This is a genomic window from Pseudoalteromonas sp. 2CM28B (assembly GCF_023161935.1).
Genome location: NZ_JALNTH010000017.1, coordinates 29,259 through 54,558, shown reverse-complemented (window position 1 = coordinate 54,558; position 25,300 = coordinate 29,259). Strand labels below are relative to the sequence as shown.

General features: G+C 41.7%; 23 protein-coding genes and 2 pseudogenes. 9 read left to right on the top strand and 16 right to left on the bottom strand.

Translation table 11 applies throughout. The annotated features are described in order from the left end of the window. Positions 1-39: 39 nt before the first annotated feature. Entirely contained in the window at positions 40-369 is a 330-nt protein-coding gene (locus MTN96_RS20335) for a 5-carboxymethyl-2-hydroxymuconate Delta-isomerase (protein ID WP_013465979.1), read from the bottom strand. 193 nt (positions 370-562) lie between these two features. Here MTN96_RS20335 and MTN96_RS20330 point away from each other — a divergent pair, with 193 nt between their 5' ends. The 7 genes from MTN96_RS20330 to MTN96_RS20295 all read left to right on the top strand — a co-directional run bounded on the left by MTN96_RS20330 (position 563) and on the right by MTN96_RS20295 (position 6,516). Then, complete coding sequence (locus tag MTN96_RS20330; RefSeq protein ID WP_248532630.1) at positions 563-1,084, top strand: hypothetical protein; 522 nt, start codon at positions 563-565, stop codon at positions 1,082-1,084. 443 nt (positions 1,085-1,527) lie between these two features. Beyond that, positions 1,528-1,998: a CreA family protein gene (locus MTN96_RS20320; RefSeq protein ID WP_013465976.1), complete on the top strand. Its 471-nt coding sequence runs from the start codon at positions 1,528-1,530 to the stop codon at positions 1,996-1,998. Positions 1,999-2,001: 3 nt separating this feature from the next. After that, a complete protein-coding gene (locus tag MTN96_RS20315; RefSeq protein ID WP_069439802.1) occupies positions 2,002-2,784 on the top strand; it encodes a hypothetical protein in 783 nt (260 codons plus the stop codon). A gap of 2 nt (positions 2,785-2,786) precedes the next feature. Next, complete coding sequence (locus tag MTN96_RS20310) at positions 2,787-3,413, top strand: LysE family translocator (RefSeq protein ID WP_214553155.1); 627 nt, start codon at positions 2,787-2,789, stop codon at positions 3,411-3,413. A gap of 12 nt (positions 3,414-3,425) precedes the next feature. Further along, positions 3,426-3,920: a gamma-glutamylcyclotransferase family protein gene (locus MTN96_RS20305; protein ID WP_036980263.1), complete on the top strand. Its 495-nt coding sequence runs from the start codon at positions 3,426-3,428 to the stop codon at positions 3,918-3,920. A 27-nt stretch (positions 3,921-3,947) separates the two neighbouring features. Then, on the top strand, positions 3,948-5,489 hold the full coding sequence (locus MTN96_RS20300) for a serine hydrolase (protein ID WP_248532629.1): 1,542 nt from the start codon (positions 3,948-3,950) through the stop codon (positions 5,487-5,489). Between the two features lie 103 nt (positions 5,490-5,592). After that, positions 5,593-6,516, top strand: coding sequence for a histone deacetylase family protein (locus tag MTN96_RS20295; protein ID WP_028835586.1), 924 nt, complete (start codon positions 5,593-5,595; stop codon positions 6,514-6,516). Here MTN96_RS20295 and MTN96_RS20290 read toward each other — a convergent pair. Continuing rightward, a complete protein-coding gene (locus tag MTN96_RS20290) occupies positions 6,496-6,795 on the bottom strand; it encodes a DUF4144 family protein (protein ID WP_036980261.1) in 300 nt (99 codons plus the stop codon). The two genes, MTN96_RS20295 and MTN96_RS20290, sit on opposite strands and share 21 nt — an antisense overlap. Before the next feature lie 76 nt (positions 6,796-6,871). Here MTN96_RS20290 and MTN96_RS20285 point away from each other — a divergent pair, with 76 nt between their 5' ends. Beyond that, positions 6,872-9,400: an EAL domain-containing protein gene (locus tag MTN96_RS20285; protein ID WP_248532628.1), complete on the top strand. Its 2,529-nt coding sequence runs from the start codon at positions 6,872-6,874 to the stop codon at positions 9,398-9,400. Here the strand turns inward: MTN96_RS20285 and MTN96_RS20280 are convergent. The 14 genes and pseudogenes from MTN96_RS20280 to rsmD form a co-directional block, all read right to left on the bottom strand. After that, on the bottom strand, positions 9,373-10,188 hold the full coding sequence (locus MTN96_RS20280) for a DUF2797 domain-containing protein (RefSeq protein WP_036980260.1): 816 nt from the start codon (positions 10,186-10,188) through the stop codon (positions 9,373-9,375). The genes MTN96_RS20285 and MTN96_RS20280 overlap by 28 nt on opposite strands. Before the next feature lie 21 nt (positions 10,189-10,209). Next, positions 10,210-10,657, bottom strand: a pseudogene (locus tag MTN96_RS20275) (EAL domain-containing protein); the annotation flags it as partial. After that, positions 10,633-10,863 (bottom strand): annotated as a pseudogene (locus MTN96_RS20270) (7TM-DISM domain-containing protein); the annotation flags it as partial. The pseudogenes MTN96_RS20275 and MTN96_RS20270, both read right to left, overlap by 25 nt. A gap of 185 nt (positions 10,864-11,048) precedes the next feature. Further along, positions 11,049-12,335 (bottom strand): phosphoribosylamine--glycine ligase, encoded by a 1,287-nt coding sequence (purD, locus tag MTN96_RS20265; RefSeq protein WP_036980257.1) that lies wholly within the window; start codon positions 12,333-12,335, stop codon positions 11,049-11,051. Between the two features lie 14 nt (positions 12,336-12,349). After that, positions 12,350-13,168 (bottom strand): class I SAM-dependent methyltransferase, encoded by an 819-nt coding sequence (locus MTN96_RS20260; RefSeq protein ID WP_036980256.1) that lies wholly within the window; start codon positions 13,166-13,168, stop codon positions 12,350-12,352. Positions 13,169-13,277: 109 nt separating this feature from the next. After that, on the bottom strand, positions 13,278-14,864 hold the full coding sequence (gene purH, locus MTN96_RS20255; RefSeq protein WP_248532626.1) for a bifunctional phosphoribosylaminoimidazolecarboxamide formyltransferase/IMP cyclohydrolase: 1,587 nt from the start codon (positions 14,862-14,864) through the stop codon (positions 13,278-13,280). A 332-nt stretch (positions 14,865-15,196) separates the two neighbouring features. Continuing rightward, positions 15,197-15,487 (bottom strand): DNA-binding transcriptional regulator Fis, encoded by a 291-nt coding sequence (gene fis / locus MTN96_RS20250; RefSeq protein WP_002957804.1) that lies wholly within the window; start codon positions 15,485-15,487, stop codon positions 15,197-15,199. A gap of 19 nt (positions 15,488-15,506) precedes the next feature. Beyond that, positions 15,507-16,478, bottom strand: a complete 972-nt coding sequence (dusB, locus tag MTN96_RS20245) for a tRNA dihydrouridine synthase DusB (RefSeq protein ID WP_248532652.1) — start codon at positions 16,476-16,478, stop codon at positions 15,507-15,509. A gap of 282 nt (positions 16,479-16,760) precedes the next feature. Further along, positions 16,761-17,642, bottom strand: coding sequence for a 50S ribosomal protein L11 methyltransferase (prmA, locus tag MTN96_RS20240; protein WP_008114871.1), 882 nt, complete (start codon positions 17,640-17,642; stop codon positions 16,761-16,763). Positions 17,643-17,713: 71 nt separating this feature from the next. Next, positions 17,714-19,558 carry an RNA polymerase sigma factor RpoD gene (gene rpoD / locus MTN96_RS20235; protein ID WP_028835594.1) on the bottom strand — a complete coding sequence of 615 codons (1,845 nt, stop codon included), beginning with the start codon at positions 19,556-19,558 and terminating at the stop codon, positions 17,714-17,716. 390 nt (positions 19,559-19,948) lie between these two features. Further along, positions 19,949-21,700 (bottom strand): DNA primase, encoded by a 1,752-nt coding sequence (gene dnaG / locus MTN96_RS20230; RefSeq protein WP_248532625.1) that lies wholly within the window; start codon positions 21,698-21,700, stop codon positions 19,949-19,951. 166 nt (positions 21,701-21,866) lie between these two features. Further along, positions 21,867-22,313: a GatB/YqeY domain-containing protein gene (locus MTN96_RS20225; RefSeq protein ID WP_248532624.1), complete on the bottom strand. Its 447-nt coding sequence runs from the start codon at positions 22,311-22,313 to the stop codon at positions 21,867-21,869. Positions 22,314-22,332: 19 nt separating this feature from the next. Continuing rightward, the gene (gene rpsU / locus MTN96_RS20220) at positions 22,333-22,548 is read right to left on the bottom strand and encodes a 30S ribosomal protein S21 (protein ID WP_002957797.1); all 216 of its coding nucleotides are present in this window, start codon (positions 22,546-22,548) and stop codon (positions 22,333-22,335) included. 145 nt (positions 22,549-22,693) lie between these two features. Beyond that, a complete protein-coding gene (rsmD, locus tag MTN96_RS20215) occupies positions 22,694-23,299 on the bottom strand; it encodes a 16S rRNA (guanine(966)-N(2))-methyltransferase RsmD (RefSeq protein WP_248532623.1) in 606 nt (201 codons plus the stop codon). 204 nt (positions 23,300-23,503) lie between these two features. Here rsmD and ftsY point away from each other — a divergent pair, with 204 nt between their 5' ends. Continuing rightward, on the top strand, positions 23,504-25,288 hold the full coding sequence (ftsY, locus tag MTN96_RS20210; protein WP_248532622.1) for a signal recognition particle-docking protein FtsY: 1,785 nt from the start codon (positions 23,504-23,506) through the stop codon (positions 25,286-25,288). The last annotated feature ends 12 nt before the right edge of the window (positions 25,289-25,300 follow it).

Sequence of the window (25,300 nt, the reverse complement as noted above, 5' to 3'; positions counted from 1 at the left end):
ATAGCGCTCTCGCCTATAACTATGATGTTGTAATGGCGGTTAGTTTTTACGGTAAATCTCGTGATCCATTTCGTAAATATTTACGCTTAAACTGTCAGAGGCTCTGCAATACGTTTGCAAGCAGGCTAGTAATTGCTCACTTAGTAGTTGCTTTTGCTCAATGGAACGCCCAGCCATAATATGCACCGCAATATGAATAAACCCTTCTTTACCCACACCTAACTGATAATGCTGATAAGCAATAGCGCGAGTCTTTATTGTTTCTAAATCAAATAAGCCACTTTCAAACGTTGTTGTATGGATTTTTTCCACAAGAACTTGAGGTAGTAAAGGCAGATCTTCTGAGTGTTCAATAATAATGTGTGGCATTTAACGTATCCTCTTTAGATTGGTTTATTTAATTATACCAAACGGGTTTGTACACGCTAACCCCATAACGCTTAATTTTTAAAAATGTGGCTTGAACATATTTTTAGCAATAAACTCATTTAAGCAATTACAAGACCTGTAGCGTGTTTAATTTTAGATTTATTATGGCAAAAATTTTTGGTTGATACGTTTTATGTCAATTTGTGGTGACTTATACGAAGTGCACACAAGCCAGTTGGTATTTGTAATTGCAATTTATGAAATAAGTAACGAAAACATCATGCGCGAATGTTATGACTCAGAGGCTGCGTGGGGCAGTGATAACGAATACTGTAGCGATATTACCCGTAACGACGAAGGTAACATTGTAAAAACTCTACAGCGTGAACATAACTTGGATGAGTTAACTGCGCGCGGTTACGATGTCGTTGCAACTTACAAATATGACATCGGCAGCTATGGCAACTTGTTATTTAAGCTTGATTACAATCACATTATTGAAAACTCGCAAACCTATAAAGGGTTAGATGGTAACAGTGTTACTTCACAGTATGCAGGTTATGGGCGCTCAAAAGATAAAGCCGCTATGTCGATTGTATGGAAAATGGATGATTTACTTATCCGCTGGCGTACAAATTACGTAGGCGCGTTTAAAGCAAGCCAAGAAGATGAGAAAGACTACCTTGAGTATGTTGCTGCAAACGATGAGCGCTGAGCTGCGGGCGGTGCCGATTGTATTGCAAACCCAGAGCCACTTGCGTATCAAGATTATGGCTCATTTTTAAAGCATAGTTTATCAGCGTCCTACACTCTGGCACTGACTGATAAAAGTGACTTACGTGTATTTGGCGGTATTAACAATGTATTTGACGACAAAGGGGCATTTTACCCAAGTGGTCGTGGTAACTTTTATAGTGGCTACGGCGGCGGTGCCGGTCGTTATGTTTATCTAGGTGCGCAATATAGCTTTTAATAACCTTTAGCTGTATTTGTTTGCAAAGGCACTCCCTCGGGCGTGCCTTTTTTATTGTGTATCTTGCTGCGAAATACCCTTTAAATCATTACAGCATTGAGTTGGTGGATAAAATTTGTTTTATCGCGGTGAAAGCGTTTAGTATAAGGCGTAACTTAATTTTTAATATGAACGAAGGACTTGCTATGAAGTATCTCAAAATGGGTGGTTTAATTGTATGCTTAGCAGGGCTTGCAGGGTGCTCTGATGATGTTGCTTCAGTAAGTCTTGGGCTATTTACTACTAAAGATGTGGTGGTTAATTCACAGCAAGACCCGCTAGTGACCGGTGTAACCTGTCATATTAGCCATATTGAGGCGAATTTAGATTTTTCAGACCCCTCAGATATGTCGATTGCCTGTCGTCAAACGGGGCCAATAACGCCAGACCAATTACAGTCTATCGACCGCAGTAAATCCGGTGAAGTCGTGTTTAAATCATCTAAGAGTATTTTGTTTAAGTCATTAAAAGTGCGCCGTATTTATGATGCTAAAACACATACATTATTATATTTATCATACTCAACGAAAGAGTCTACGGGCAGTCATCATCATGCGCTCTCTACGGTGCCTTTATACAATACACAAGCATGGCAATGGGCGAAGGGGCAAGAGTAGTTTATGTTAGCTCTATTTAAATCAAAGCCCTTATTGGCAGAACAAGAACAACAATGGCTGATTGATACCTTTATTTGGGCAGCAGAAAACTTTGATTTGGATTTTTTTACCAAACACAGCCAAGTTATTTTACCAACGGTTGAGTTTTTTCCTGACTCGGTTTCAAGTATTGAGGAAATGGCCAGCAAAGTGTTTGCGCGTGTTAAGCAATACGCTGGTATGAATGAATGGCCAGTAACCTTGGTTGCACCGCAACAATTACAACCACAGGTGTTTCCACACTTTGAATTTAGTCAGCATTTACGTGGCGAAGAGTGTCATTTAATAGTGCCAGCCAGTCATACTATTAATGTGTCGTTTAACCCTAATCAAATTAATCAACCGCAAGATTTAGTGGCGAGTTTTGCCGGTACGCTTGCCACCATATTAATTCATCACGTAGGGGTATTACCCCCAGGTGGTAAAGAGTATTTACCGCAAGCCACTGATGCTTTAGCGTGTTTTTTAGGCTTTGGGGTAATGATGAGCAATACCGTGTACCAGTTTAAAGGTGGCTGTGGCTCATGTTATAACCCGTATGCAAATCGCGAAGCGACGCTCAGTGAAACGCATACCGTATTTATGCATGCGTTAGTGAGCTACTTTAAGCAAGATAAACACTCCAAAAAACATTTAAAACCGCATTTACGAGGCCAATTTAAAAAAGCGCAAAAAGAAATAAAAGCCTTGATTAATCAATCGGCTAACCCATTATTACAGGCTATTTCGCCAGAGCAAGCCAGTTAAGTATGAACTATATCGATGAATTTTTATTAATTGCAGTGGCTCATTTTTTTGCGGTGGCAAGCCCTGGGCCCGACTTTGCGGTAGTCCTTAAACAAAGTGTACAACACGGCAGGCGCAATGCGTTATGGACAAGTGCCGGTGTTGGTGTGGCTATTTTATTACACATAGCCTATTGTGTATTGGGAGTTGCGCTGGTGTTAACTCAATCACCTGCGTTGTTTATGGCGCTTAAATATATAGCGGGCGCGTATTTAGCGTATTTAGGCGTGCAGGCACTGCGCGCCGCTAAACCTACAAATACCTCATCAGAGCCGGCTGCAAAACCCAGCCTTGCAGCTGAGTCACCATGGCGCGCGTTTCGACGTGGCTTTTTTACCAATGCACTTAACCCTAAGGCTACGTTATTTTTTATGTCGTTGTTTACCTTAGTGATTAGCCCAACTACGCCGGTAATAATACAAATGGGATACGGTGTTTATATGGCGCTTGCTACCTGGGCTTGGTTTTCTATTTTGTCGCTATTGTTATCAAAAGCGCGTGTACGTGATTTTTTTCAGCAAAGTGGTTATTGGTTCGACCGCGGCATTGGCATTATTTTAATCGCACTGGCTGTGCGAGTTGTTATTTAAAGAAGGAATAGTATGGCGTTATATAATTTTTCGTTTGGCTCTAATATGTCATCTAATCGTTTATTGGCACGTTTACCTAATGCAAAACGTGTGGGTACGGCACTTTTAAAGGGCTATAAGTTAACCTTTAATATGGCCTTTTCAGATGGTTCAGGTAAATGCACTATTGTGCCCACCAATGAACCCGATGCTGTGGTATATGGGGTGGTGTATCAGCTTAATGAAGCCGAAAAAGAGATCTTAGATAAAATTGAAGGCCCTAATTACGACTGTGTTGATTTAACCGTGAGCCTTCTAGATGACGGTGACATTAATGTACACTGCTACATAGCAAACACACATGACGACACACTGCTACCTTATGATTGGTACGTGCAGCATGTATACCGCGGCGCACTTGAGGCGGGCGTACCCGAACACTACAGTCAACGCATTTTAGCTTACCCGAGTAAGCAAGATACTAATAAAGCGCGCGCCGAAATAGAATTTGCGGTTCATCAAGACTAAACAAAAATAATAACCTAAGGTAACACTATGAAACTAAAAAAATTAGCCACAGCCGCATTATTGGCTGGCTGGGCATTTACGAGCTCTGCAGCGGTTGATACCGATAAAATTTCAGAGGTGATCAACGCCTCAATGACACGTTTTGATGTACCCGGAATGGCCGTTGCCATTGTTGAAAATGACAAAGTCGTATTCGCTAAAGGCTTTGGTGTTGCCAACCTTGATACGAATAGCAAGGTGAATAAAGACACTTTATTTGGCATTGCTTCAAATACCAAGGCATTTACCAGTGCAGCATTGGCTAAGCTGGTGGATGAAGGTAAGTTAAGCTGGGATGACCGCGTAATTGACCATATTCCTGAGTTTAGATTGTACGACTCTTACGTTACTCGTGAAATGCGCATACGCGATCTACTTAGTCATCGTAGCGGTTTAGGGCTTGGTCAAGGCGATTTAATGATTTGGCCAAGTACCGATAAATCGGTAGCCGATATTTTATCTGGGCTGAAATATTTAAAACCCGCGAGCAGTTTTCGTAGCCAATATGCTTATAACAACCTAATGTTTGTTACCGCTGGTGAAGTTGTTGCGCGTATATCGGGGATGAGCTGGAACGACTACATTGAAAAAAATATTCTACAGCCACTTAACATGACTAACTCGCGCGCTGGCTTTTCGCGTATCGCAAAAAATAACAAAAACTGGGCGATTGGACACATCCCAATGGATGGCAAATTGCATCCTTTTTTTGTTAATTACCTTGAAGACTTTCGAGGGGCAGGCGCCATTGCATCAAGCGTAAATGATATGAGCCAATGGCTACGTACTCAACTTGCTGGTGGCAAAATGCCTAATGGCGAGCAGTTATTTAGTGAAAAGCAGCAAGCACAAATGTGGCATCCACATATTACGTCAATGGCATCTAAAAGTGCCTATAAAGCGTATCATCAACAATTTAGAGGCTACGGATTAGGTTGGAGTATAGAAGATTACCACGGCGTTAAAAAGCTGGCACATGGTGGCGGCATTTTAGGTATGGTATCGCAGGTGACTTTACTACCAGAAAAAAACGTAGGGATTGTGATATTAAGCAACCAACAAGCATTTTCTGCATTATCGGCAGTGACTCATGAAGTACTTGAAGATGTACTCGAGCTTGAAGATAAAGATTGGGTTGAAGAGTTAGCTAAAAAGCATTTTGCAGGTAAAGAAAAAGCCTATGCTAACGCCGCACCAAAAGCGCCAACAGATATTCAACCGCAATTGTCTAATATAAACTACACCGGTACATTACATGATGATTGGTATGGCGATGTAATCGTTGAAGAACTAGATGGTAAATTACGCATTGATTTTACCCATACAAAACGCCTTAAAGGTGAGCTGAAGCATTACACAGGTAATACTTTTATTGTGAAGTGGGATGAAAAGTTATTAGAGGCAGATGCCTTTATTCGCTTTTCTATGAGCGCCGATAACCGCGTAGAATCAGCGAAAATGAATGCAGTTTCAACGCAGGTAACCGATTTTAGCTTTGATTTTAGAAATCTCGACTTAAAAGCTAAATAACCATAACTTTGGTTAAATAGTCGTTTAGTATCAACCAAAGTCGCAAAGCCACCACAAGGTGGCTTTGTTATACTCGTTAAGCAACTTATATTTGGAGTTAGCTATGCGCACTGCGATTATTTCTCATCCTCACTGTCGTAAACATAAAATGATTGAAGATCATCCAGAATGCCCAGAGCGTTTAGATGCGATTAATGACCGTTTACTTGCTAGTGGACTGGATGTGGCTATAGAGCAAAAACAAGCCCCTAAAGCACTGCGCGAACATTATTTATTGGCGCACAGTGAGCAGCATATTAAGCATGTAGAAGACATGATCCCAAACGAAGGGCTCAGCGATCTTGATGGAGATACGTGGTTATGCCCCGACTCTTTAAAGGCCATTGAGCGTGCAGTCGGAGCAGGGTTACTCGCTGTTGATGAGATTTTAGAGGGTAAGTTAGACGCTGCGTTTTGTTCAGTACGCCCGCCAGGGCATCACGCTAACCGAGATAGCTCTTCTGGTTTTTGTGTGTTTAATAACCTTGCGATTGCAGTTAAATATGCACAAAGCAAAGGGGTAAAACGCATTGCCATTGTTGATTTTGACGTACACCATGGCAATGGGACTCAAGATATTTTTATGGATGATGAAAATGTGTTGCTGTGCTCGTTATTTCAATATCCATTTTACCCTAATACCGCCATTAAAAATAATGCCACACTGGTAAATTCACCTTTACCGATAGCTAGTGATGGTGCTGATTTAAAAGCACTTTATGAGCAACAATGGCTACCAAAATTAACAGAATTTAAGCCTGAGCTACTTTTTATAAGCGCGGGATTTGACGCACATTTAGAAGATGACATGGCCAGTCTTAAGTTTGTTGAAAGTGATTATATATGGCTTACTGAGCAGTTAGCGCAATTTAGCCAACAGCATCATTGTTTAGGAATTATTTCTTATTTAGAGGGAGGATACTCACTGTCGGCACTCGGGCGCAGCGCGATTGCACACGTTAAAGCGTTAGTTGATTTCGGCGAGTAACCTGAATGCCTGATCTGGAGTTAGCTGCTCTATTTTACTTAAGCAGCATTGCCCTTCTTTTGCTAAATATTCTTTTACTAGCTCTGCTAATTGGCCTGCACTGAGCGCCGTGAGCGAATGGCCGCTTAAGCTTTGATAGCCACTTACCTTATCTAAAATAATAACTTTTTGCTGCTCACTTGCTTCCATAGTGTAAATAAAGTCGTGTAAATCATTGGCGTGCTCCATTAGCTCAATTTCATCATTATAAATAATAATTTGTGGGTAACTGATGCTCATCTATTGTCCTAAATCAAATTGTTTTTTACTGAATAATTTATAGTCATTAATTGGTTTAATTTTGGAAGTAGAAGCAATGCCTCACACTAGCCGCTATCAAAAAGTATGCGATGTTTTTACCAATAAGGTGATCGCCTGCGCTAAGGATACCCCTTTAATTGAAGCGGTGAAACTAATGCGAGCGCATAATGTTAGCGCTATTTTTGTAAAACAACAGCAACAAATAATAGGCGTATGGACTGAAACCGATTGTTTAACACTTAACTTTTCTAATCGCTCACTTAGGCAGTTAGCGATTGAAAGCGTTATGTCGAGCCCTGTATTAAGTGTGCCCAGTCAACAATTATTAACCGAGACGGCCATGGTGTTTAATAAGCAGGGTGTAAGGCATTTGTTAGTAACCGATACAAATGACATTCCCAGCGGCGTGATCAGCATTACAGATATTGTAAACAATCAAGGGCTAGAGCATTACTTACAATTTAGACCTATTAATGATCAATATAATAAAAACATACGGATAGTACCGAGTTCATTGGCAATCAATGACGCGGTGAGCATGATGCGTGAATACGCAGAGAAAGTGATTTTGGTGTTTAATGAGGATGAAAATGTTCATGGCATTATTACCCAGCGCGACTTACTAAAGCTCATCACCGAGCAGCATAATCATCTTGTTTGTTGGGATTTAGCCAGTCGCCCCCTTTATCAGATAAGCCCCCAAGACAGCCTTTTTGATGCTTACAGGTTGATGTCGGAAAGTAATATTCGGCATTTAGTGGTTAGCGAAAACGATCAAATTAATGGCGTGTTGTCGCTTGAAAACTTAATTAATGAAATTGAAACGGCTTATTGTTGTGAGCTTGAAAAAGTACTTCAGCAGCGTGATATTGCATTGCAGCATTCGCAGCGTAACTTATTTTTAGCCAATAAAATTATCGACTCCTCCCTAGATGGCATCATGATCACCGACTCGAATGGAGTGATTATGCAAGTAAACCCTGCATTTACCCATTTAACCGGTTACAAAGAATATGAGGTGATTGGTAAGCGACCCAATATGTTGAGTTCAGGGCGTCATGATAAAAACTTTTATATAAAAATGTGGGATTCGCTTGCCAAAACAGGGGTATGGCAGGGGGAAATTCATAATCGTAAAAAATCTGGCGATATTTATATTGAGTGGCTCAGTATTATAGAAATAAAAGAGCCAAGTCATAGTGAGGTGATTTACGCCGCTATTTTTAGTGACATAACTGAGCGAAAAAGCGCAGAAGAAAAAGTGGTGCAGTTAGCGTATTTTGATGAGCTAACTGGCTTACCTAACCGGCGTTTATTTAACGATAGACTTTCTATGGCACTGGCCTCAGCGCACAGAGATAAACAGATGCTAGCGGTAATGTTTATTGACCTTGACCGTTTTAAAGAGGTGAATGACAGCTTAGGTCATAATGCCGGTGACATGCTATTAAAATTAGTATCAGAGCGCATCATCAATAGCTTAAATGAGGGTGATACGCTGGCGCGATTAGGGGGAGATGAGTTTGTTGTACTATGCGAAATAAATAATGTAGAAGGTGCTATCACCCTTGCTGAGAGTATTTTAAATCACTTAAATACACCGTTTAAGCTTGAAGGCTTTGAGGTTGGTGTTACTGCGTCCATAGGGGCGGCTGTTTATCCATATGATGGCTTAGACAGTGAAACATTATTAAAGCATGCTGATATTGCCATGTATCGCTCAAAAGATGTCGGTCGCAATTCGTTTCAGTTGTTTCAACCGTCAATGAATGCCCGATCTTTAGAGCGCTTAGCGATGATGAGCCGCTTTCAGCATGCACTCGAAAATGATGAGTTTGAGCTTTATTTTCAGCCTAAGCAATGTTTAAAAACAGGGTTGATTATGGGAGCTGAAGCACTACTGCGTTGGCATGACTCTGATTTAGGCACTATTTCACCAGCGCAGTTTATTCCGCTTGCTGAAGAGCTAGGTTTAGTGGTGCGTTTAGATTTATGGGTTATAAACCAAGCAGGTAAAGAGTTAACCCTTTGGCAAGCGCAGGGGATTGATGCCGGACGTTTAGCGATTAATGTATCTGCGTGTCATTTAAGCCAAGGTAAGTTGGCTGATAATATTAAAGCGATGCTTACTCGTTACCAATTACCTGGCAGCTTACTTGAAATTGAGCTGACCGAAAGCAGCTTTATTAGCTCGTTTTCACAGGCAAAAGAGCAACTACAGCAGCTCAAAGCGCAGGGCGTGCATATTGCGCTGGATGATTTTGGTACGGGGTATTCTGCACTCAGTTATTTAACCAAATTACCGTTTAACACATTAAAAATTGATGCGAGCTTTATTGCTAAGATTCCTGATGAGTATGGCAATAGCCAAATTGTGGCGGCCATTATAGCCATGGCGACAAGTTTAGGATTGAATGTGGTTGCTGAGGGCGTTGAGCATGCCTCGCAAGAGGCACACTTAGTCGAAATAGGCTGCAATGTTATTCAGGGCTATTATTATTGCCATCCATTAACGCAGCAGCAGTGGATAGCATTTTATAACCAAGCAGCAAAAGGTTATTCTGAGTCTACACTCACTTCATAAGAGGTGAACTTACGAATATTAATAACGCCGCTATCAAAAATTAAATATTGGCCTTTAATGCCTTGTAAAATACCGCTAACAACGGGGTTTTTATCAAAGTTAAATGAGCTAATTTTACTTGGGTATTCGCTTACAGGAAAATCAAGATTCACAACGTCTTGGTCAAGCTGTTCAATAGCGGTTGCGCCAAATAACTCACTCAGCTCGGTTAGTTTTTCGCTAATTTGTGGAATAAGCTCAGCAGCCGCTGCTTTTAAATCAAGAACGTCGTTTTGTCCTTTGAGCATATTGCGCCAATTGGTTTTATCAGCAATAAACTGCGCGAGCGCCACTTCCACTAAGCCCGACTGTAAACGAGTTTGTACTTTAAAAATAGGTAATGCTTGGGTTGCCCCTTGGTCAATCCAACGGGTAGGTATTTGGGTGTAGCGAGTAATGCCTACTTTTAACCCTGATGTATTAGCTAGATACACATAATGCGGGATCATGCAGTTTTCTTCACCCCACTGTGGCTCGCGACAGGTGCCTTGATCGTAATGGCAGGTTTCAGGTTTCATGATACACATGTCGCAACTTGCAAGCTTGCGCATACATACAAAGCAATGCCCTTGAGAATAGCTTTTTTTTGTTTTTTTACCACAGTTAGAACACAAAATTGTGCCACTAAAAGTGAGAGTCAATTGTTTACCTATTAAAGCATTTAAATCAACCAGTTCATCACCTACAGGTAAATGATATTGAACGGGTTCTGTTAAGCTCGACTTTAATTTGCGCAGTGTACCTTGCATCTTTACTTGGCCCCAAAGATGTTAAAAAGGGGAGTTTAACATTTTTAGGCGGTATTGGCTGTTCAAGAAGTCTAAATAATTATCATAAGAGAGTGCTTTTGCGTACAAATAGCCTTGGGTACGGGTCAGCTTTCATAGTGTTGATCAGCTGGTGAACTTCTTGAGTTTCTACTCCCTCAATCGTGATAGTAAGGCTCAAGTTATGCGCCATATCTATGGCTATTTGCACAATGACCTGATGAGCCCGGTTATCGGTTAAATCAAACACAAACGACTTATCTACTTTAAGTTCACTAAAGTGATAGTTAACTAAGTAGCTAAGTGATGAATAACCAGTACCAAAGTCGTCTAACACCACCTTAACGCCCAGTGTGGCGAGTTCACCAACTAAGGTGACTAACGCATCTTGATTTTCGACAAACGCCGATTCAGTCAGCTCAAACTTCAATAAATGAGGGGCAACCTGATACTATTGAGTCGATATATGGTGAGATGATCTACCATCGGATTATCAAAGTGGGTAACCACATCTTCTTGTTGGCTGCTTTTATTTTCTAAATCGAGGCGTAACCAATAATTTTGCTGTTCAAAGCTCCAAGGTATATCGTTAAATTTTTGCTGTGTAAATAGCGCCTGCTTGGTCATTACTTCTGCAAAACTTTGTGTTTTGCTTTTGCTATGTAATACGCATGATCGAGGTAAACAGAGGTTATTTTATCTATGGTATAGCGCGATGGCATGATAGCGTAAAGTTTTAAATTCCAATATTAATCTATGTCCAGATTAATTTTTTATAGTGTAGCAGTAAAAAGCGCAGATAATCTGCGCTTTTATAAAATTTACTCGTTAGTTATCAATCGTTATGATTGTTCACGAGCAATTGCGCGATAAGCAATGTCAGTACGGTACTCCATGCCATCCCAGTTGATTTCATCAACCAGTTTATAGGCACGCTGCTGCGCTTGTGTAACTGTATTACCCAGTGCAGTAGCACACAGTACACGACCACCGGCAGTCACTACGTTATCGCCGTCTTGCTTAGTCCCTGCATGGAAGACTTTTTCGCCTTCAGGGTAAGTTACTTTCAAGCCACTAATAGCATCGCCTTTCGGGTAGTTATCAGGGTAGCCTTTAGCGGCTAAAACAACACCTACTGCAGCGCGTGAATCAAACTCAATGGTGGTTTTATCAAGCTCTACACGGTTAGCAGCTTCAATCAATTCAACTAAGTCTGATTGTAAGCGTAGCATCATAGGTTGTGTTTCAGGATCGCCAAAACGACAGTTATATTCAATAACCTTTGGTGTACCTGTCTCATCTATCATCAAGCCTGCATACAAAAAGCCAGTGTACGGATGGCCTTCGCTAGCCATACCTTCTACCGTTGGGTAGATCACTTCGTTCATAATGCGCTGATGAATTTCATCGGTGACTACAGGCGCTGGTGAGTATGCACCCATACCACCGGTGTTAGGACCTTGATCGCCATTGTAAGCGCGTTTATGGTCTTGGCTGGTTGCAAACGGCAGTACGTTTTTACCATCAACCATGACAATAAACGACGCTTCTTCACCTTCTAAAAACTCTTCAATGACTACACGACTACCGGCGTCACCAAAGGCATTACCCGCAAGCATATCGCGAATAGCCTCTTCAGCATCGCGTTCGGTCATGGCAACAATAACGCCTTTACCAGCCGCTAAACCATCGGCTTTAATAACAATCGGTGCGCCTTTCTCTTTTAAGTAGGCAAGCGCAGGGTCGATTTGTTCAAACGTTTGGTAATCAGCGGTTGGGATAGCATGACGTGCTAAAAAGTCTTTAGTGAACGATTTAGACCCTTCAAGCTGGGCTGCACCGGCGGTTGGGCCAAAAATAGCTAAGCCGTGTTCACGGAACTTATCAACAACACCTAATACTAGTGGCACTTCAGGGCCAACAATGGTTAGCTCAACATTATTTTGTTGGGCAAAGCTAAGTAGCCCATCAAGGTCTTCAACGTTAATTGCTACGTTCTCAAGTTTTGGCTCAAGAGCTGTGCCCGCATTACCTGGAGCAACATAAACAGTGTTTACTTTTGTATTTTGAGCGGCTTTGAACGCAAGTGCGTGTTCGCGGCCGCCGCTGCCAATGACTAATACATTCATGGCGAATATCCTATTTAAAGCGGTTTTTTAAATTTCAGCGTCATACGGTCGCTTTCACCTATGGCTTTATATTTAGCGGCATCTTGCTCGCCAAGTCTAAGGCTCGGTGGAAGGGTCCATACCCCTTTAGGGTGATCGGCTGTATCAAGGGGGTTTGCATTAATATCGCTTTTTGCTTCAAGTTCAAAACCTGCTTGTTCAGCAAGTGCAATAACTACACTTTGCTTCATATAACCTGATGATTTTTGCATCTCATCATCTTGCTCTTCTGGTAGGCGGTGTTCAACCACACCTAAAGTGCCGCCAGGTTTAAGTGCTTTGTAAAAAGACTTAAACGCATTGCTTGCAGCTTCTTTATCTTTGCTCATGTACCAGTTATGGACATTACGAAAAGTCAGTACCATATCGGCGCTAGCCGCAGGAGCAATATCTAAATGTGTAGAAGGGGCAAACTCAGTGAGTTTAACGTGACTAAAGCGGGCATCTTCAGCGATTTTAGCCTTAAAGCCAGCAAGAGAACGTTGGTAATAACCAACCGATGAATCAGCAGGGAAGTGCGCAGCATAATAGGTGCCTTGCTCTTTCAGCGCTGGCGCTAAAATTTCACTGTACCAACCACCACCTGGGGCAATTTCTACCACGGTCATAGATGGTTTAAAGCCAAAAAATTCGAGTGTTTCTACAGGATTGCGGTATTGATCGCGCTCACTGCTACGCTCACTTGCTTTAACTGCATTTGTTAATGCTGAGTCGTGGCCATGGTTGTGTGCCAATACCATTGTTGAGCTTAATGACAGTGTGGCAACCAGTAGAGATTTTAGTGCAAATTTCATCGTCTAATCCTTCACATTATAATTGTTAGTCATGGTTATAGAATAAGCAGAATACGTGAATTTGGTGCAAACAAAAAGAGCTAACTGAACCCGTTAGCTCTTTATGCGATTAATGACGGAAGTGGCGCATACCGGTAAACACCATTGCCATACCAGCTTCGTCAGCGGCAGCAATTACTTCTTCATCGCGCATTGAACCACCCGGTTGAATAACCGCGGTAATACCTGCTGCGGCTGCAGCATCAATGCCATCACGGAATGGGAAAAATGCATCTGATGCCATTACCGAGCCTTTTACTTCAAGGTTTTCATCAGCGGCTTTAATACCGGCAATTTTAGCTGAGTAAACGCGGCTCATTTGGCCTGCGCCAACACCAATAGTCATACCGTCGCGGGCATAAACAATGGCGTTTGATTTAACAAATTTAGCCACTTTCCAACAGAACAGTAAGTCTTTAAGTTCTTGCTCAGAAGGCTGGCGCTTAGAGACAACCGTTAAGTCGCCTTGCGTTACCATACCTAAATCACGGTCTTGAATAAGTACACCGCCATTAACACGTTTAATGTCATGGCCTGTGCCTTTAGCAGAGAACTCACCACACTCTAATAAACGTACGTTTTGTTTAGCTGATACTATTTGAGCGGCTTCTGCACTCACGCTTGGCGCAATAATAACTTCAACAAATTGACGTTCAACAATCGCTTGTGCAGTCTTAGCATCAAGTTCTTGGTTAAAAGCAATAATGCCGCCAAACGCTGACGTTGGATCAGTTTTGAAGGCGCGATCGTATGCTTCTAAGATATTTTCGCCAATTGAAACACCACATGGATTAGCATGTTTTACAATAACACACGCCGGTACATCAAATTCTTTAACACACTCAAGTGCGGCATCGGTGTCGGCAATATTGTTAAACGATAATGCTTTACCTTGCAGTTGAGTGGCTGTCGCCACTGACGCTTCAGAGATGTCGTTTTCAACATAAAACGCGGCATCTTGATGCGAATTTTCACCGTAACGCATATCTTGTTTTTTAGTGAATTGCATATTGATAGTACGCGGGAACTTGGTATCGATAGCAGCTTCCTCTGTGTAATCAGGAACCATTTTACCGAAGTAGTTGGCAATCATGCCATCGTACTGCGCTGTATGCTCATACGCTGCAATAGCTAAGTCAAAGCGAGTTTTGTAGGTTGTTGAGCGATTGTTATTTTGCATTTCGCTAATAACACGGTCGTAGTCGCTTGCGTTAACAACAATCGTCACATCTTTGTGATTTTTAGCTGCCGCACGTACCATCGTTGGGCCGCCAATATCGATGTTTTCTATAGCATCTTCAAGGCTGCAGTTTTCTTGAGCGACAGTATTCGCAAAGGGGTATAAGTTAACTACAACGATGTCGATAGCAGAAATATTGTTATCTGCCATTACGCCTTCATCTTGGCCACGACGAGCAAGAATACCGCCATGAATTTTTGGGTGTAGGGTTTTTACGCGACCATCCATGATCTCAGGGTGTCCGGTGTGATCTGATACTTCGGTAACTTTAATCGCATTATCAGCAAGTAGTTTACACGTGCCGCCAGTTGAGAGTATTTCAACACCTTGTGCTTCTAGTGCACGGGCAAATTCAACAATACCGGTTTTGTCTGACACACTCAAAAGTGCGCGACGTATAGGACGATGTGTATCCATTGTAGTTTGATTTCCTCAGTTAATGAGCTAGCTTAGAAGCGCGTATTTTAACTGATTACGACTTAAAAAACGACTTATAACGACCCATAAAGCGTGAGCATTTTGCAATTTCGTTAATAAATTTTACAAATAAAAAAAGCACCCTAAGGTGCTTTTTACTCAAAATACTTTATACCAGCTGTATTGGATTAGTAAGCAATTATAACGACAGAGAAATAAGTCAATAACAAGGCAAAAATTTTGCTATGTAGTTATTCTACATAAAAAATTTTTAACGCAATTAGGGGCTTATTTAGCTCGTTAGAATGATTACGGTTTCAATATAGCTGGTATCAGTTCATACCGTATTTTTTAAGCTTTTTACGTAAAGTACCACGGTTGATACCTAGTAAAATTGCCGCACGAGTTTGATTGCCACGTGTGTAAGTCATTACTTCTTCAAGCAATGGCGCTTCTAGCTCAGAAAGAACAAGGTCGTAAACGTCTTGCACATCTTGACCGTTAAGCTGCTTTAAGTAGTGGTGAACAGCTTTTTTCACTGCATCACGCAATGGCTGCGGTTTCTCGTGTGACTGAACATGAGGGTTAGTGATAAATGGAGAAGTCACGTTTTGTTCGAACATTATAAAGTCTCTTTCTTTCTTAGTTAGCTGCTAGTGTTTTAAAGTATTGCTCTAATGCGACGATCTGTGCCTCTGAATTGTCGAGCGCATTAAATACTCGCCTAAACTGACCATCACTGTCATGGGTTTGCAAATACCAAGATACATGTTTGCGAGCGATTCGTGCTCCCATTGGCTCACCGTAAAACATATGGAGGTTGGTTAAATGCTCCATTAAAATACTGCGCACCTCTGCAATAGCAGGTGGCTGCATATGTTCACCAGTTCGCAAATAGTGGTCTATCTCCCTAAATATCCAAGGGCGACCTTGGGCGGCTCGACCAATCATAATGGCATCTGCACCCGTATAGTCCAAAACCTGCTTTGCTTTTTCAGGTGATGTAATATCACCATTAGCAACGACAGGTATCGACACTGAACGTTTTATATCCCTAATTGTGGCGTACTCAGCATCACCTTTATACATACATGCGCGCGTGCGACCATGTACAGCCAGTGATGCAATGCCATAACGTTCAGCTATTCTTGCAATCTCTACACCATTACGGTTGTCCTGATCCCATCCGGTACGGATTTTAAGTGTCACAGGTATATCAACCGCATTTACTACGGCATCAATAATCTCTTCCACGAGTTCTGGAAACTGTAATAAGGCTGAGCCTGCAAGTTTCTTGTTCACTTTTTTTGCTGGGCACCCCATATTGATATCTATGATCTGTGCACCGTTTGCAACATTGAATTGTGCGGCCTGTGCCATAAGCTCAGGGTCTGCTCCTGCAATTTGCACCGCACGTATACCCGACTCACCAGAATGATCCATTCGGTTCATCGACTTTTCGGTTTTCCAAACCTTCGGATTAGACGACAGCATTTCAGACACAGCAAGGCCAGCGCCTAAACGACGACATAGCTGTCTAAATGGTCTGTCCGTTATGCCCGCCATAGGCGCGACAATGACATTATTCTCAAGTTGGTATGAACCGATACGCACGATATTCAATAGGCCTCTTTTCAAGGGGCGCTAAGTTTACGGCTTTTTGCGCAAAAATCAAAGGCTATAAATTGAACAAAAGTGACTTTTTTTTGCTCTTTTCGTATTGACATTTGATAACCGTATGACGAAGCGGTTTATTTGTGTGAATTTTGAACGGTCGTTGTTTTTATAATAAAAAACCTTTATTTTTTATTATGTAAAAAAATAGTAAAGCCTGTTAAATACAGGCTTTAGATACGACTTTTGAGTTAATACTCTAAATTTTTTAATAACGCACTATTATGCTTTTTTAATGCCACTTACTCGGGTCCAATCGCCTTCAATGGCAATTTCATCGAGCTCAATAAAGGGCGCATATATATCAGCAACCGATTGTGCTTGTTCTTCTAAAATGCCCGACATGGCAATTTTACCGCCTGGCTTTAATAACCCTAAAATAACACTATGAAGCTCACGAAGTGGTTGCGCTAAAATATTTGCCACTACAATGTCAGCAGTAAACTCAGGTTGATTTTCTGGAAGGTACACTTCAAGCTTGTCAGCAACACCATTGCGATTAGCGTTATCTAGGCTTGCTTCCAGCGCTTGTGGGTCAATGTCTATCCCAATCATGCGCTCAGCACCTAATTTTATTGCTGCAATACCCAATATGCCTGAGCCACAGCCAAAATCGACCACGGTTTTACCAGTTAAGTCTTGGCTTTCTAACCATTTTAAACACAGTGCTGTAGTGGCGTGTGTACCAGTACCAAAAGCAAGACCAGGATCAAGTAGTACATTGACTGCATCAGGGTCTGGAATGTCGCGCCAGCTTGGACAAATCCAGAGTTTTTCGCCAAATTGAATAGGGTGAAAGTTATCCATCCACTCACGTTCCCAGTCTTTATCTTCGAGTTGCTCAATTTTGTAAACTAAATTGTCTTTTAGCTCATCATGGCGTTTTAATAACGCAACCACTGCGTTCATATCGTGATTAGCTTCGAACAAGCCAATTACTGTGGTGTCAGCCCAAAATACAACAGTGCCAATTTTAGGCTCATAGATAGGCGTGTCTTTAGCATCAATAAAAGTAACAGAAGCACTGCCTGCTTCCATTAATAGGTCACTGACTGCATCAGCAGTTGCAGCATTGGCATTGATACGGATTTGGATCCAAGCCATGTTTATTTCCTTGAAATAGAAAAAAGGCCGCTACAGCGGCCTTTTAAGTTAACTCATAATGTAACGCTAGATTATTTAGCGTCTAAAAAGCTTTTCAGTAAATCAGAGCGAGAAGGGTGACGTAATTTACGCAGTGCCTTCGCCTCAATTTGACGAATACGTTCACGTGTTACGTCAAACTGTTTACCTACTTCTTCTAACGTGTGGTCGGTATTCATATCAATACCAAAACGCATACGTAGTACTTTCGCTTCACGGGCTGTTAAGCCAGCGAGCACGTCGTTAGTTGCGCCACGAAGAGACTCCATTGTTGCCGAATCGATTGGCGAATCAATAGTCGTATCTTCGATAAAGTCACCTAAGTGCGAATCTTCATCATCACCAATTGGTGTTTCCATTGAAATTGGCTCTTTTGCAATCTTAAGTACCTTACGGATTTTATCCTCAGGCATCATCATGCGTTCAGCTAATTCTTCTGGATTTGGCTCACGACCCATTTCTTGTAACATTTGACGTGAAATACGGTTCAATTTATTGATCGTTTCAATCATATGTACTGGAATACGGATTGTTCTTGCTTGGTCAGCAATAGAGCGCGTAATTGCTTGACGGATCCACCATGTAGCATAAGTTGAAAACTTATAACCACGACGGTATTCAAACTTATCAACCGCTTTCATCAAACCAATGTTACCTTCTTGGATTAAATCTAAGAACTGTAAACCACGGTTGGTGTATTTTTTAGCGATTGAAATTACAAGACGTAAGTTTGCTTCTACCATCTCTTTTTTAGCACGGCGCGCTTTCGCTTCACCAATACTCATGCGACGGTTTATATCTTTAATACGTTCAATGCTTAAGCCTGTGCTTTCTTCCATTGAAGTAAGTTTGCTAATACAGCGAAGTATTTCAGGCTTCACTTCTTCAAGTTTAGCTGAATGCTTTTCGTTTGCTGCAATTTCAATATCAAGCCATGCTGTGTCAGTTTCGTTGTTTGCAAAATGCTTAACAAAGGTTTTCTTTGGCAGCTTTGAAACTTGAACTGCATGCTTCATGATAAGACGTTCTTGAACGCGAACTCTGTCCATCATTTCACGCATGTTATTAACCATGCGATCAAACTGTTTAGGCACGAGTTTAAAGGTTCTGAACAGCTCACCGATTTCTAAAATAGCGGCTTGAGACTCTGGATGAGAGCGACCTTTCTTATCGAATGTTTCACGTGCTTTGGTGTATAAATCACGTAAATTTTCGAAATGGATGCGCGCTTCTTCAGGATCTGGACCTGTATCTACTTCTTCTTCGTCTTCATCATCGCTGTCATCGTCATCATCGTCGCTGTCATCAAGCTGTTTTTCACTTAATTCAGAACCAATGTTGGTGGCAGCAATAGGTGGTGCTTCTTCTGCATCAGGATCGAAAAAGCCAGAGATAATATCGCTAAGGCGCATCTCTTCTGCTTCAAACTTATCCCACTGTTCAAGTAGGTAAGTGATCGCTTCTGGGTATTCAGCAACCGAAATTTGAACTTGGTTAATGCCTTCTTCAATACGCTTAGCGATAACAATTTCGCCTTCACGGGTAAGAAGTTCAACAGTACCCATTTCACGCATATACATGCGAACAGGGTCAGTTGTACGGCCAATTTCTTTTTCTACAGTAGCAAGGGCTGCAGCGGCAGCTTCCGCTGCGTCTTCGTCTGTCGTGGTTTCTTGCATCATTAATTCATCGGCATCAGGCGCGTTTTCGCTAACCTTGATACCCATGTCATTAATCATGCTAATGATATCTTCTACTTGATCTGAGTCGATAATATCTTGTGGAAGGTGATCATTAACTTCTGCAAAAGTTAAGTAACCTTGCTCTTTACCTTTTTGAATCAGAAGTTTTAATTGTGACTGAGGAGTTGGATCCATAGAGATTGTTTCTTCCACTCTGATAAGTTGATACAACAGGCGCCATCATGGAGTTTGCTCAAAGGCTAACCAGAATAATGTGACGCAGTGAATAGCACAGTATAACAGCCTAAATCAAATCTGACTAGGGTCTGTTGGTCTTTCAGGATTAAAGTTTGTTCAATCCAAGGGTGGTTTAATCGCGGCGCGAGGTTTGTAACCTAGTGGGCTAAGTAAAAACCGAACAACAAAGAGTAAACCCCCCTTGGGTCGAACCCAAAGGGCAGCGCGTGTTTGGCATTTATGCTGCGTTATCGCCTATTTATGTGAAATAACCACACTACATAGGCTCTGCCTTGTCTAAATACCAAACACACTGCTGTAAACTTAACCTCGAAAGATAAACAGACCCTAACTATTAGTCGTTTTTAACGCTGTCATTAGCAAATGACATTCTAGTCGTTCGTCGCTATTTAGGCCCTGTGTCTTGTCTTTTATTAATAGGGTCTCTAGTCGATAATTTAAACACTGATCTTCAATAAATTTGAAAGTATTTTGAAAAACAGTCTCTAAACGCTCTTCATTTATTTGATGTTGCCATGTCGCTAACTTAGTTAATGGCTCGTAGTCATCGGTGTCTCGAAATGATTCAAGAATTTGTGCGGTGGTAATGCCATCTTTTTGTAATGCTTGATGTTGTAGTCGCAATAATAAGCCAATACCCGCAATATTCATTTGTGCTAAATCGGGCAAATAGGGCACACTTTTAGCCAAATTAGGGTGCTGAATTAAAATGCCTATCGCTTGGCGCATGGGAGTAATTTTAAATTTGCGTTCAATTGCCTGCTGCTGTTTTGGCGTTTTTAAGTGGTTATTGAGTTGCTCACGGGTGCGACCAATTAATCGCCCAAGTTGCTCTAGGATATTTTCTTGATAAAACTCACTTGGGATCTTTTCAATAAGAGGCAGTGCCGCGCTGAGTAACTTGGCCTTTCCTGAATCAAGTGTTAAATCAATCTCTTTACTTAGTTTATTAAACAGCACTTTAGTGAAGTCATCTGCGTTTTCAAGGCGTTGCTCAAAAGCCTCTTTACCTTCTTGTTGTACGAGTGAATCAGGGTCTTCACCATCGGGTAAAAATACAAAATGCAGTGCTTTGCCATCGTTTAAGTAAGGCAGCGCATTTTCGAGTGCGCGCCACGCAGCATCTTTACCTGCACGGTCACCATCGTAACAACAAATAACTTTATCTGTGGTTCTAAATAAAGTGTGCATATGCTCGCTGGTTGTCGCTGTGCCAAGGGCTGCTACGGCATATTCAATACCTTGTTCTGCCAGCGCGACTACGTCCATGTAACCTTCTACAATCAGTACATGGTCAAGCTTTTTGTGCGCTTGTTTAGCTTCATACAGGCCATAGAGTTCAAAGCCCTTATGAAATATGCGCGTCTCCGGAGAGTTTAAATATTTAGGCCCTTGATCGGCTTGCATTACTCGTCCACCAAAAGCAATAACGCGGCCGCGTTTATCACGAATTGGGAACATTAAGCGATCACGAAAAAAGTCGAACTGTTTGCCTGGGGTTTTCTCTGATGCGAGTTTAAGCTCAACTAATTGTTCTTTTTGTTCTTGGTTTCGCCCAAGTTGTTGGCACAGACCTTCCCATTCGCTGGGCGCATAACCTATCATAAACTTTTTAACGGTTGCGCCGCTTAAGCCGCGACCTTTAACGTAATCGATTACTGCTTCAGAGTTACTGTGATGTTTTAACTGATGTTGATAAAAGCGTGCTGCATGCAGCATTAGATCATAGTCTGAACGTTTTTGTGCCGCTGTGCGCTCTGGTCCATTACTGCTTCCTTGTTCGCGAGGAACATCAAGGTTAAGTAAACTGGCTAGCTCTTCAATTGCATCAACAAACTCGAGTTTGTCATACTCCATTACAAAAGAAATAGCATTGCCGTTAGCGCCACAGCCAAAGCAATGATAAAACTGTTTATCTTGCGATACGGTAAATGAAGGCGACTTCTCATTATGAAAAGGACAGCAAGCCTGATAGTCTTTGCCCGCTTTTTTCAACCCTACCTTTGAGTCAATCAGGTCGACAATATCGGTTCGTGCCAATAAATCATCGATAAAGTTGCGTGGGATCTTTCCAGCCATTGTTTAAAGTACAGCCCTAAGATAAATAGAAAAGTGATGAAAACGAATTATAATACGCAAAGATTTGAACACAAATGCATAATTTTTTGAAGTACTAAATCTCTAAACGAAGAAACCGAGCTCAAGGCTCGGTTTACTTCAATCATACTAAATGTATGTGGGGGTATTAGGCAGTTAATCGTTGCTTAATTAAACCTGAGATTTTGCCCATATCGGCACGACCTTCGGCTTTGCTTTTGATTATACCCATTACTTTACCCATGTCTTGCATACCTGCTGCGTTAGTATCAGCAATAGCCGCGTCAATGAGAGCAATAATTTCTTCTTCACTCAATTGTTGAGGTAAAAAAGCTTCAAGTGCTGTAATTTCATTGGCTTCAATATCAGCTAAATCATCACGCCCAGCATCTTTGTACTGAGTGTAAGAGTCGCGACGTTGTTTAACAAGCTTCACTATAACGGAGATAATACCTGCGTCGTCTAGTGTTATTTGCTCGTCAATTTCACGTTGCTTGATTGCAGCAAGTACCATACGAATAGGGTTAAGACGTTGTTTGTCTTTGGCTCTCATCGCATCTTTTTGCGCATCTTTTAGCGTTATTAAAAGGCTCATTTATACAAGACCTAATATATTAGTATAATTTAACGCGACGAGCGTTATCACGAGAAAGTTTTTTCATGTGACGTTTAACAGCAGCTGCTTTTTTACGCTTACGCTCAGCTGTTGGTTTTTCATAGTGCTCGCGACGACGAACTTCTGAAAGGATACCTGCTTTTTCACATGAACGCTTGAAGCGACGAAGTGCTACGTCAAACGGTTCGTTCTCTCTTACTTTAATTACTGGCATTAAAAATTCACCTACCTAAATTATGAGCGTTGCTCAAGTTGATCAAACATTGATCAAGTGGTTCAAAAATGGTGCGGTATTGTAATCCGAAGCAACACCACATGTAAAGGATAATATTAACAGAAACACAGCAGCTAAAACAGTGTTAATTTATATGGCGTTGGTAAAGCCTACAAAAAACTTGCCCTGCCCTTTTTTCTTTAATTAACAACCAGTTATTTGGTGCTTTGAACGAGGTTAGCTCGGTTTCTACTTCAACATATATCAATGCTTCTGGGTCGAGCCATTGATTATTTTCCAATAAATCACAGCATGATTGAGCTAAATTTTTGCGAAATGGCGGGTCAATAAAAACCAAATTAAATGTGTCACTGGTGTTTTTTCTCTCTAAAAACGTCAGTGTATTAGTATTAACGACTTGCGCGTTTTGTGCATGAAGCGTCGCAATGTTTTGTTCTAATTGTTTTGCTGCTTGTGAATCAAGCTCTATAAATGTGGTGTGTTTTGCAAAACGCGACAATGCTTCAAATCCCAATCCACCGGAACCGGCAAAGCAATCGAGAGTGTGCGCATCGCGGGTATCGTGCATCAACCAATTAAACACCGTTTCTTTAATTCGGTCGGTTGTAGGACGCAGACCTTGAACATCTTTTACTGGCAGTTTTCGACCGCGAAATTGGCCGCTAATGATTCTAATAACCCCATCAGCTGATTTATGAGTGGTGTTATTTTGTGTGGTTTTTTTTCTCATTTAACTCACTAAAAATTGGTATCTATGATCTAGCTCAGATAATATTGCAATCATATCACGGCGTGTCATTTTTCAACTGCGCTAAAAGTGTTACTATTATGCACCCTCGAGGATAACGTGTTGCTAAAAGCAATTATTTAGGCTTAAAAGCACGCTATCATTATCGTTAGTTTATCAGATTTTTATAAGTGGTTATTAGCAAGTATGGCAAAAAAAAGTAAATTCATGTCGTGGCTCGGTTTTGGCAAGTCAGATAAAAAACAAGCAGAAGCTGATAAACAACAAGCATTAGCAAAAGAGCAGGCAGAAAAAGCCGAACAAGAGCGTTTAGCTGCAGAGCAAGCTGAGGCAGAGCGCTTACAAGCTGAAGCAGAAGCCGAGCGTATAGAGCAAGCTCGAATTGCAGCTGAACAAGATCGTTTAGCACAAGCGCAGGCAGAAAAAGCCGAGCAAGACCGTCTAGTCGCAGAGCAAGCTGAGGCAGAGCGTTTACAAGCTGCAGCAGAGGCCGATCGCTTAGAACAAGAGAAACAGGCGCAAGCACAGCGTGCAGCGGCAGAAGAAAAACAAGCGATTGAACACGCTAACGCAGAGCTATTAGCTAAACAGCAGGCAGATGCAGAGCAACAAAGACAAGAGCAAGCCAAACGTTTAGCAGAACAAGAAGCGCAAATGCAGTTAGAGCAAGAGCGCATTGCAGCAGAAAAAGCTGAGAACGAGCGTTTAGAACAACAGCGTATTGCAGCAGAGCAAGCTGAGAACGAGCGTTTAGAACAACAGCGTATTGCAGCAGAACAAGCTGAGAATGAACGTTTAGAGCAACAGCGCATTGCAGCAGAACAAGCTGAAAATGCGCGTTTAGAGCAACAGCGCATTGCAGCAGAACAAGCTGAGAATGCGCGTTTAGAGCAACAGCGCATTGCAGCAGAACAAGCTGAGAACGAACGTTTAGAACAACAGCGTCTGGCTGCTGAAGAGGAGTCCGAACGCCTAGAGCAAGAGCGACTGACCGCAGAGCTTGCAAAGGAAGAAGCTATAAAAGCGGAAAAACCTAAAAAAGAAGGTTTTTTCTCTCGCCTCAAAAAAGGCTTACTGAAAACACGCGTTAATATTGGTTCTGGCTTTGCCTCAATCTTCAGCGGTAAAAAAATTGACGATGAGTTATTTGAAGAATTAGAGACTCAGTTACTCACTGCCGATCTTGGTGTTGATACCACCATGAAGCTAATCGATAACCTGACCGACGCCGCTGATCGCAAGCAGCTTAAAGATGGTGATGCGCTTTATGAATTAATGAAGCAAGAAATGGCAACTATGCTGAAAACAGCAGAGCAGCCTTTAGAAATACCAGCAGACAAAAAGCCTTTCGTTATCCTTATGGTAGGTGTAAACGGCGTAGGTAAAACCACCACCATTGGTAAAATGGCGAAACAATTTCAAAACCAAGGTAAATCGGTAATGCTTGCTGCCGGTGATACATTTAGAGCCGCAGCAGTAGAGCAGCTTCAAGTCTGGGGTGAGCGTAATAGTATTCCTGTTATAGCTCAGCACACTGGTGCTGATAGCGCCTCAGTGGTATTTGATGCCTTTCAAGCCGCTAAAGCGCGTAATGTTGATGTGTTAATTGCTGATACAGCAGGGCGCTTGCAAAATAAAGATAACTTAATGCAAGAGCTTGAAAAAATAGCCCGTGTGATGAAAAAAGTAGACCCAGATGCACCGCATGAAGTGATGCTTACAATTGATGCTGGCACAGGCCAAAATGCGATTAGCCAAGTAAACTTATTTAATCAATGTGTAGGTCTAACGGGTATCACACTATCAAAGCTTGATGGCACCGCTAAAGGCGGGGTTATTTTTGCCGTTGCTGATAAGTTTAATATTCCTATTCGTTACATTGGTGTAGGTGAAAGTATTGATGATTTACGCACCTTCAAGAGCGATGACTTTATTGACGCGCTATTTAGCCAAGATGAGGACGACGTTTAATTTACCAAAAGG